Below are 8,522 nucleotides of genomic sequence, written 5' to 3' on the forward strand. Positions count from 1 at the left end.
GGAAGTGGCGACCGAGGTGGCGATCTTCACCCGCGCAGGCGTGGAGCGGATCATGCGCTACGCCTTCCGGTTCGCCCAGTCGCGGCCGCGCAAGCTGCTCACCGTCGTCACCAAGTCCAACGCGCAGCGCTACGGCCTAGTGCTCTGGGACGAGATCGCCCAGGAGGTCGCGGCCGACTTCCCGGACGTGACCTGGGACAAGATGCTGGTCGACGCCATGACCGTGCGGATGACGCTCAAACCCGGCTCGCTCGACACGATCGTCGCCACCAACCTCCACGCCGACATCCTGTCGGACCTGGCCGCGGCCCTGGCCGGCTCGATCGGCATAGCACCCACGGCCAACATCAACCCGACTGGACGGGCGCCCTCCATGTTCGAGCCGATCCACGGCTCGGCGTTCGACATTACCGGCAAGGGCATCGCAAACCCGGTGGGCACGTTCTGGAGCGCCGCAATGATGCTCGACCATCTGGGCGAGCCGGGTGCTGCGGCGCTCCTGATGCAGGCGATCGAGCGGGTCACGGCCGACCCGGCACTCCACACCCCCGACCTAGGCGGCACCGCCCGGACTAAGGACGTCACCCTGGCCGCGGTCGAGGCGATCCGCGGCCGCAACGACTAACGATCGAAGAGAGCCCAGATGAGCACCAACCGGATGAAGATCGCGGTGATTCCCGGCGACGGGATCGGCAAGGAGGTCGTGCCCGAGGGCCTGCGCGTACTGGAGGCCGCGGCCAGGCGGCACGGCCTGGGCTTCGAGTTCACCGAGCACGGCTTCGCCTCGGCCGACTACTACCAGCAGCACGGCACGATGATGCCCGAGGACTGGAAGGAGCGGCTCGACGGCTCGGACGCGATCTTCTTCGGCGCGGTGGGCTGGCCTGCCACCGTGCCCGACCATGTCTCGCTGTGGGGCTCGCTGATTCAGTTCCGGCGCGAGTACGACCAGTATGTGAGCCTGCGCCCGGCCCGCGCCATGCCGGGCGTTCCCTCGCCGCTCGCGGGCCGTGCCCCTGGCGACATCGACATGATGATCGTGCGCGAGAACACCGAGGGCGAATATTCTTCGATCGGTGGGCGCATGTTCCCCGGCACCAAGCGCGAGATCGTGATCCAGGAAACGGTGATGACCCGCCACGGGGTCGACCGCATCTTGCGCTACGCCTTCGACTTGGCGATGAGCCGCGGCCGGCACCTGACCTCGGCCACCAAGTCGAACGGCATCTCGATCACCATGCCCTACTGGGACGAACGGGTGGCCGAGATGGCCAAGGCCTATCCCGAGGTGAAGGTCGACAAGTACCATATCGACATCCTGACCGCGCAGTTCGTGCTGCACCCGGACTGGTTCGACGTGGTGGTGGCCTCGAACCTGTTCGGCGACATCCTGTCGGACCTCGGCCCCGCCTGCACCGGGACGATCGGCATTGCACCGTCTGGCAACATCAATCCCGAGCGGCGCTTCCCCTCTTTGTTCGAGCCGGTGCACGGCTCGGCCCCGGACATCGCCGGGCAAGGGGTGGCCAATCCGGTGGGCCAGATCTGGGCGGGTGCCATGATGCTGGAGCATCTGGGCCATCCCGAGGCCGCGGCCTCGATCGTCGCCGCGATCGAGCGGGTGCTGGCCGAGCCGGCGCTGCGCACCCGCGACCTGGGTGGCAAGGCCGACACCCGCACCTGCGGCCAGGCCATCGCCGATGCGCTGGCCTGAGGAAGTTCGGCCATGAGGATCACCGACATCCGCGAAAAGACGGTCTCGATCGCCTCGCCCATCGCCAACGCCTATATCGACTTCTCCAAGATGACCTGCTCGGTCGTGGCCGTGGTCACCGACGTCGTGCGCGACGGCCGGCCGGTGGTCGGCTACGGCTTCAATTCCAACGGCCGCTACGGCCAGGGTGCCCTGATGCGCGACCGCTTCATCGGCCGTGTGCTGGAGGCGGACCCTGCCAGCCTCGTCGACGAGGCGAACGACAACCTGGATCCGTTCGCGATCTGGGCGACCCTCATGAAGAACGAGAAGCCGGGCGGACACGGCGAGCGCTCGGTCGCCGTGGGCACGATCGACATGGCGGTCTGGGACGCCGTGGCCAAGATCGCGGGCGTGCCGCTCTACCAACTCCTGGCCGACCGCTACCGCGGCGGTGTGCATGACCAGAGCGTCTGGGTCTATGCCGCCGGCGGCTACTACTACCCCGGCAAGGACCACGCCCAGCTCCAGGACGAGATGCGGGGCTATCTGGAGCGCGGCTACCGCGTCGTGAAGATGAAGATCGGCGCGGTGCCGCTGGAGGAGGACATTGCCCGGATCGAGGCGGTCCTGGAGGTCGTGGGCAACGGCCGCAACCTCGCCGTCGACGCGAATGGCCGTTTCGATCTCGAGACCACGCTCGCCTATGCCGAGGCACTGAAGCCCTACGACCTGTTCTGGTTCGAGGAGGCGGGCGACCCGCTCGACTACGAGATCCAGGCGCGCTTGGCCGATGCCTATGACCGGCCGATCGCGACGGGCGAGAACCTGTTCTCGCGCCAGGACGCCCGCAACCTCCTGCGCTATGGCGGGATGCGGCCAGAGCGCGACTGGCTCCAGTTCGACTGCGCCCTGTCCTACGGCCTGGTCGAGTATCTGCGCACGCTGGAGGTCATGGAGGATCTCGGCTGGTCGCCCCGCCGGGTCGTGCCGCATGGCGGCCACCAGATGTCGCTCAACCTCGCCGCCGGCCTTCATTTGGGCGGCAACGAGAGCTATCCCGACGTGTTCCAGCCCTTTGGCGGCTTTGCCGACAGCATCGAGGTTCGGGATGGCCGGGTGGGCCTGCCGGACATCCCCGGCATCGGCTTCGAGGCCAAGGCCGATCTCTACCGGGTTATGCGCGAGCTGACCTGAGGCCCCCTCCGACTCACACCCGCAGCCGGCAGTCCGCCCAGGTCCCGGTGCGCTGGCTCTCCAGTGCACCTGCGATGAACGCCATGCCGGCGGCACCGTCGCGGACCGTCGGAAACTCCAGGGCCAGCGGATCGGCGGGCAGGCCGGTGCGGCGCGCGGCGACGGCCTCGGCGACGTCGCGGTAGAGATTGGCGAACGCCTCCTGATAGCCTTCGGGATGGCCGATCTCGACCCTGACCAGCCGCTCGGCCTCGGGCAGGAGTGCCCCGTGCAGCCGCCGGGTCAGGATCTGCTCGAAGCCGTTCAGGCGGCGGTGGCGCAGCTCGTTCGGCCGCTCCTGGTGCCATTCCAGCCCGCCCAGCTCGCCGAAGATCCGAAAGGACAGGCCATGTTCCGCGCCGGCCGCGGCATTGGTCACCCACATCGTGCCCGGCACTCCGCCGCTCCAGCGCTGCAGCACCGCGCCGTAATCATGCGCCTGGCGCCCGGGCACCAGCGCATGAAGGTCGGCCAGCACCGCCTCCAGCTCCAGGCCGGACACGAACGCGGCCAGATGATGGGCGTGGGTGCCGATGTCGCCCAGGATCAGCGATTCCCCAGAAAGCGCCGGGTCGAACCGCCAGCCGCGCTTGGCCGGGTCGGCCTCGACCAGCGTGGCGTTGTGCCCCTGCACATAGGTGGTGTGGACCTGGCGGATGGCGCCCAGCTCGCCGTTGCGCACCATGGCCCGCGCCTGGCGGACCATCGGATAGGCGCTGTAGTTGTAGGTGGTGCAGAACACCAGGCCACTTGCCTCGGCCGCCTGCACCAGCGCCAGCGCGTCAGCCAGGGCGGTGGTCAGCGGCTTGTCGCAGATCACGTCCAACCCTGCCGCCAGCGCAGCACTGGCGGCGGCGGCATGGTGACCGTTCGGGGTCATGATCGCGACCGCCTCGATGGCGTCTGCCCGGCCGGCCTCGCCTGCGATCATGGCGGCGACGTCGCCATAGCAGCGCTCCGGATCCAGGCCGATGGCGATACCGGCGGCCCGCCCGCGCCCGGCGTCGGAGGACAGCACGCCGGCGGTCAGGACGAAGCGCCGGTCCAGCGTCGCCGCTACGCGGTGGACCGGGCCGATGAAGCCGTGGCTGCCACCCACCAGGCCCAGCCGGATCGGCCGGCCGAACGCGGCGAAAGCGCTACCCTGCTTAGCCATGGCACCGCATCCTCCCCTGTCTCGAGCACTTCCCTGGATCCGCCGGCCAGAGCCGGCATTTCCCTCATCCCCCGGGAATCGCCCGTGATCAATCCAGATGCGTTGCTGCCGGGTCCATCAGGGGTACTCGGCCTCCGCAGGCAGCAGCACCCCATCCTCGGCCCGCCAGACCAGATGGACCTCGTCCCCCTCGGCCGGACGGAAGTCGGGCCTGGCCGGCGCATAGGCCGACACAGTGCCGGCACCCGGTACCTCCACCTGATAGAGGGCGCGGTCGCCAAAATAGGTGCGGATCTGCAGGCGTCCGGACAGGCAGTTCCATCCGTCACCCGGCAATGCCGGGCGCACCTCGATGTCCTCGGGCCGCAGCAACAGGCTCAGGCCGCGCCCTGCCTCGGGCACCGGGCCGGCATGGCGGCAGGTCCGGCCGCCGACCTCGATCCGGCTGCCCGGCCTATCGGGCGCCAGCACGCGCGCGGGCAGGAAGTTGCTGCGCCCCAGGAACTCGGCCACGAACCGGTTCTCCGGGCGCTCGTAGAGCGTTTCGGGCGGGCCCACCTGCATCAGCCGACCATGGTCGAGCACGGCCACTTGGTCGGACATGGTCATCGCCTCGTCCTGGTCGTGGGTGACATAGACGAAGGTGGTGCCCAGCCGGCGATGGATGCGGCGCAGCTCGATCTGCAGGTCGGCGCGCAGCTTGCGGTCGAGCGCGCTCATCGGCTCGTCCAGCAGCAGGAGGTCGGGCTCGAACGCGAGGGCCCGAGCCAGCGCCACGCGCTGCTGCTGCCCGCCCGACAGCTCGGCCGGCTTGCGGTGGGCCAGGTGGCCGAGCTGCACCAGCTCTAGCATCTCCCGCACCCGGGCCTCGATGCGGCTCCTGTCCCAGCGGCGGACCTTGAGCGGGAAGGCCACGTTGTTCGCGACGGTCATGTGCGGGAACAGCGCGTAGCCCTGGAAGACCAGGCCGAAATTGCGTCGCTCGGCCGGCAGGTCGGTGATGTCGGCGGCACCTAGGAGGAGCCGGCCTTCCGAGCAGCGCTCGAAGCCGGCCAGGACCTTGAGTAGCGTGGTCTTGCCGGAGCCCGACGGGCCCAGCAGGGTCAAAAAGCTGCCGCGCTCGATGTCGAGCGAGACGTCGTGCAGCACCTGGTGGCGGCCATAATGCTTGCTCAGGCGCTCCAGGCGCAGCCGGTCGTGCGTAGTCATGCGGCCACCTTCTGGTCGAGCCGGCGGCGGATCCGGTCGGTCCAGCGATAGGCCGTGCCGACGATCGGCAGGAACCAGGGCCGGCCGCCATAGCCTGGCATAGTGTTGAACGGTATGGCACCGAGCCCGCCCATCTCCTTGCCATCAGCCAGCATCGAGCGGGCGGCGCGATCACCCAGGTAGCTCAGCATCGGCACGCCGCTGCCGTTGCAGCCGCAGGCGTAATAGACGCCCTCGTGCTGGCCAAAATGGGGCAGCCAGTCGAAGGTGAAGGCGACGTTGCCGAACCAGGCATGGCTCAGCTTCACGCCCCGGAGCTGGGGGAATACGTCGGTCAGGAACGCGTGGAGCTTCACCGCACTGGTGCGCGCGTCGACATCGCGAAAGCTGGCCCGGCCACCGAACAGGATGCGCCTGCGGTCCGGCGAGCTGCGATAATAGTAGAGGATGCGCTTGGTGTCGGCGAGCGGCCGGCCGCCCGGGATCAGTTCCGCGACGTTCGGCAGCTCCTCGGTCGCGATCATGTAGCTGCGGATCGGGATCAGCCGGCGCTGGAACCAGGGCGTGGCCGCCCCGGTATAGCCGTTGGTCATCACCATGATCCGCCGGCAGTCGATCGCCCCATCTGTCAGGATCGCGGTGAAGCGGTCGCCCTTGCGCTCGATGCCGGCAAGCTCGACGCCGGAGACCAGCTTCACGCCCAGCTTCTCCGCCTGGGCGCGCAACCCGGCATGGTAGAGGCCGGGATGGAGCTGGCCGGCATCGCCATAGACATAGCCGCCGGCATAGATCGAGGTGGCGAGCTCGCTGCCCACCTCGCCTGGCGGCACCAGTCGGTTGCGGGCCTGCTGCTCGGGCGGGAGAGCGGCGTGCTCCGCCGCGAAGGCGCGGTAGTCGGCGCTGGTATGCGCGCCGATGAACATGCCGCGCTCTTCCAGGCTGCAGTCGATGCCGAGGCTCCGGATGCGCTCGACGATGAACGGAAAGACGGCCTGGAAGTCCGCCGTGATCTCGGCGGCGCACGCTTCGCCGAACTGGCGCACCAGCGCCGGCTTCGAGACTTTGGAGCCGCCGCTGAGCTGGCCGCCATTGCGCGTGCTGGCCCCCTCCCCGATCAACCCCCGCTCGATCACCGTCACCTGGACCCCGGCCTGCGCCAGCGTGATCGCGGCATTGAGACCGGCCAGGCCGGAGCCGACGATCAGGCAGTCGACATCGGTCAGCGCCGAGGCCGGCAGGCCCGGCCGCGGCGGGGCCTCAAGCCACCAGTAGGGCGTCTCGACGAAGTCTTGGGCGAACGGGCTCATCGCGTTTCCGTGGTTCGTTGCCCCGCCTTGCCGGGACGGCCGAGCCAGCCCAGCGCGGCGAGGAAGAGGGCGGAGGTGCAGGTCAGGAGCACGGCCACCGCGACGATGGTCGGCTGCAGCTTGTCGCGCAGGCTGCCGAACAGGACGACCGGCAGGGTGATGCTCTCCGGGCTGGAGAGGAACAGGGCGATGATGACCTCGTCGAACGAGGTCATGAAGGCGAAGATCGCCCCGGTCCAGAAGCCCGGCAGCGTCAGCGGGAAGGTCACCGTCCAGAACCGGTACCAGCGCGAAGCACCCATGGCGGACGCGGACAGGTCCAGGTTCGGGTCCAAGCCGCGCAGCGTGGCCGCCACTGAGATGAACACCAGCGGGAAGCCCAGCAGCGCGTGGGCCAGCATGATCGAGAGCGGGTGGCCGGCCAAGCCCAGCCGAGCGAACAGGAAGAACAGCCCGACCGACAGCACCACCGAGGGCACCACCAGCGGTGACATGAACAGGCCGCCCACGACGACCCGCCAGGCGTTGGGCAGCGCATGGAGCCCCACCGCCGCGGCACCGCCCAGCACCACCGAGATCAGCGTGGCGCCGAGCGCCACCTTCACGCTGTTGCCCAGTGCCATCAGCCAGGGCGGCGTGGTCAGGAAGGTCTCGAACCAGCGCAGTGACACGCCGTCGAGCGGATAGCTCAGAAACGAGCCGCCGTTGAAGGCGAGCGGGATCACCGCGAGGATCGGGGCCAGCAGGAACAGCACCGCCAGGCTCACCAGCAGCGCGTAAAGGATGCGCGCGATCATGCCGCCCTCGCCGCCGGCCGCCACAGGAGGTTGACCAACCAGGCCACCGCCAGGCCCAACAGTACGCAGGCGAGTAGGATGACGCTGAGCGTCGAGGCCATGCCCCAGTTGAGCTGCTTCAGCATGAAGTCGGCGATGTAGTAGGACAGGAGCTGGTCGCCCGGGCTGCCGACCAGGGCCGGCGTGATGTAGAAGCCGAGCGACAGGATGAAGACCGTGCCGGCACCAACCAGGATGCCGCGCATGGTCTGCGGCAGGTAGACGCGCACGAAGCTCTCGAACGGGCCCGCACCCAGCGAGCGCGCGGCGTCGCGCTGCTGGGCCGGGATCTGCCTCATGTTGTTGAGCAGCGGCAGGACCGCGAACGGCAGGAGCACGTGGACCATGGCGAGCAGCGTGCCCAGCCGGTTGAAGATGAGCTGTACCGGCTCACGGACGAGGCCGAATGCCATCAGCGCCTCGTTCACCAGGCCCTCGCGCTGCAGGATCACGACCCAGGCCGTGGTGCGGACCAGGATCGACATCCAGAAGCTCAGCAGCACCGCACCCAGGAGCAGGATGCGCACGGTCGGCGGCCCGTTGGCGATGGAATGGGCCAGCGGATAGGCGATCAGGCAGGCGATCACCGCCACCTGCAGGCTCATCCAGAAGGTGCGCAGCAGAATCTGCAGGTAGATCGCGCCCTCGGCGCCGAACTGCCAGCCGCCGGCCGGATCCCGGTCGAGGCCCATGGCCGTGGCGTAGAAGCGGAAGGTGTAGGGCTGGGCGTTCTCGGCGAGTGCCTGCCAGTAGATCGGCTCGTCCCAGTCCGGGTCGATCGCCCGCAGGTCCGCCATCCCCTTGACCTCCACCTCGTCCAGCGAGCGCTTGGTCTTGAGCAGCAGGCTGCGCATGCCGGGCGCGTCCAGGTTCAAGAGGCGCGCGAGCTCCCCTAAGCTGCGCCGGTCGGCGGCGGCGAGATCCTTGGCCAGCGCTGCCGCAGCGGCGTCGCTCGGTGCGCCCGCCTCGCTGATCGCGTCGGCCGTCACCGGCAGGTTCGCATGGATCGTCGAGTTGTCGACGCTGCGCAGTGCCACGCCACCCAAGGGAACGAGATAAAGGAGGGCCACGTAGGCGACCGGGAG

General features: G+C 69.0%; 8 protein-coding genes. 3 read left to right on the forward strand and 5 right to left on the reverse strand.

Annotation, left to right across the window (positions count from 1 at the left end; translation table 11 throughout):
* The 3 genes from EQG76_RS12000 to EQG76_RS12010 form a co-directional block, all read left to right on the forward strand.
* On the forward strand, window positions 1-625 hold a 625-nt coding region (locus EQG76_RS12000), incomplete at its 5' end, for an isocitrate/isopropylmalate family dehydrogenase (protein ID WP_235031332.1).
* Between the two features lie 18 nt (window positions 626-643).
* Window positions 644-1,714, forward strand: a complete 1,071-nt coding sequence (locus EQG76_RS12005) for a tartrate dehydrogenase (protein ID WP_159713642.1) — start codon at window positions 644-646, stop codon at window positions 1,712-1,714.
* A 12-nt stretch (window positions 1,715-1,726) separates the two neighbouring features.
* Complete coding sequence (locus EQG76_RS12010) at window positions 1,727-2,890, forward strand: mandelate racemase/muconate lactonizing enzyme family protein (RefSeq protein ID WP_159713644.1); 1,164 nt, start codon at window positions 1,727-1,729, stop codon at window positions 2,888-2,890.
* Window positions 2,891-2,903: 13 nt separating this feature from the next.
* Here EQG76_RS12010 and EQG76_RS12015 read toward each other — a convergent pair whose 3' ends face one another.
* The 5 genes from EQG76_RS12015 to EQG76_RS12035 form a co-directional block, all read right to left on the reverse strand.
* Window positions 2,904-4,085 (reverse strand): Gfo/Idh/MocA family protein, encoded by a 1,182-nt coding sequence (locus EQG76_RS12015; protein WP_159713646.1) that lies wholly within the window; start codon window positions 4,083-4,085, stop codon window positions 2,904-2,906.
* A gap of 117 nt (window positions 4,086-4,202) precedes the next feature.
* Window positions 4,203-5,294 carry an ABC transporter ATP-binding protein gene (locus EQG76_RS12020; RefSeq protein WP_159713648.1) on the reverse strand — a complete coding sequence of 364 codons (1,092 nt, stop codon included), beginning with the start codon at window positions 5,292-5,294 and terminating at the stop codon, window positions 4,203-4,205.
* On the reverse strand, window positions 5,291-6,601 hold the full coding sequence (locus tag EQG76_RS12025) for an NAD(P)/FAD-dependent oxidoreductase (RefSeq protein ID WP_159713650.1): 1,311 nt from the start codon (window positions 6,599-6,601) through the stop codon (window positions 5,291-5,293). The genes EQG76_RS12020 and EQG76_RS12025 overlap by 4 nt, the downstream gene beginning before the upstream one ends.
* Window positions 6,598-7,398: an ABC transporter permease gene (locus EQG76_RS12030; protein WP_159713652.1), complete on the reverse strand. Its 801-nt coding sequence runs from the start codon at window positions 7,396-7,398 to the stop codon at window positions 6,598-6,600. Before EQG76_RS12030 ends, EQG76_RS12025 begins: the two co-directional genes overlap by 4 nt.
* Window positions 7,395-8,522: ABC transporter permease (locus EQG76_RS12035; RefSeq protein ID WP_159713654.1), on the reverse strand; the 1,128-nt coding region annotated here is incomplete at its 5' end. The genes EQG76_RS12035 and EQG76_RS12030, both read right to left, overlap by 4 nt.

It is taken from the genome of Geminicoccus flavidas, from assembly GCF_009806515.1.
Lineage (GTDB): Bacteria > Pseudomonadota > Alphaproteobacteria > Geminicoccales > Geminicoccaceae > Geminicoccus > Geminicoccus flavidus.

Excerpts from the sequence above, each read along its gene's own strand:
- EQG76_RS12005 (WP_159713642.1), top strand. The coding sequence starts at position 644 with ATGAGCACCAACCGGATGAAGATCGCGGTGATTCCCGGCGACGGGATC.
- EQG76_RS12010 (WP_159713644.1), top strand. The coding sequence starts at position 1,727 with ATGAGGATCACCGACATCCGCGAAAAGACGGTCTCGATCGCCTCGCCC.
- EQG76_RS12015 (WP_159713646.1), bottom strand. The coding sequence starts at position 4,085 with ATGGCTAAGCAGGGTAGCGCTTTCGCCGCGTTCGGCCGGCCGATCCGG.
- EQG76_RS12020 (WP_159713648.1), bottom strand. The coding sequence starts at position 5,294 with ATGACTACGCACGACCGGCTGCGCCTGGAGCGCCTGAGCAAGCATTAT.
- EQG76_RS12025 (WP_159713650.1), bottom strand. The coding sequence starts at position 6,601 with ATGAGCCCGTTCGCCCAAGACTTCGTCGAGACGCCCTACTGGTGGCTT.
- EQG76_RS12030 (WP_159713652.1), bottom strand. The coding sequence starts at position 7,398 with ATGATCGCGCGCATCCTTTACGCGCTGCTGGTGAGCCTGGCGGTGCTG.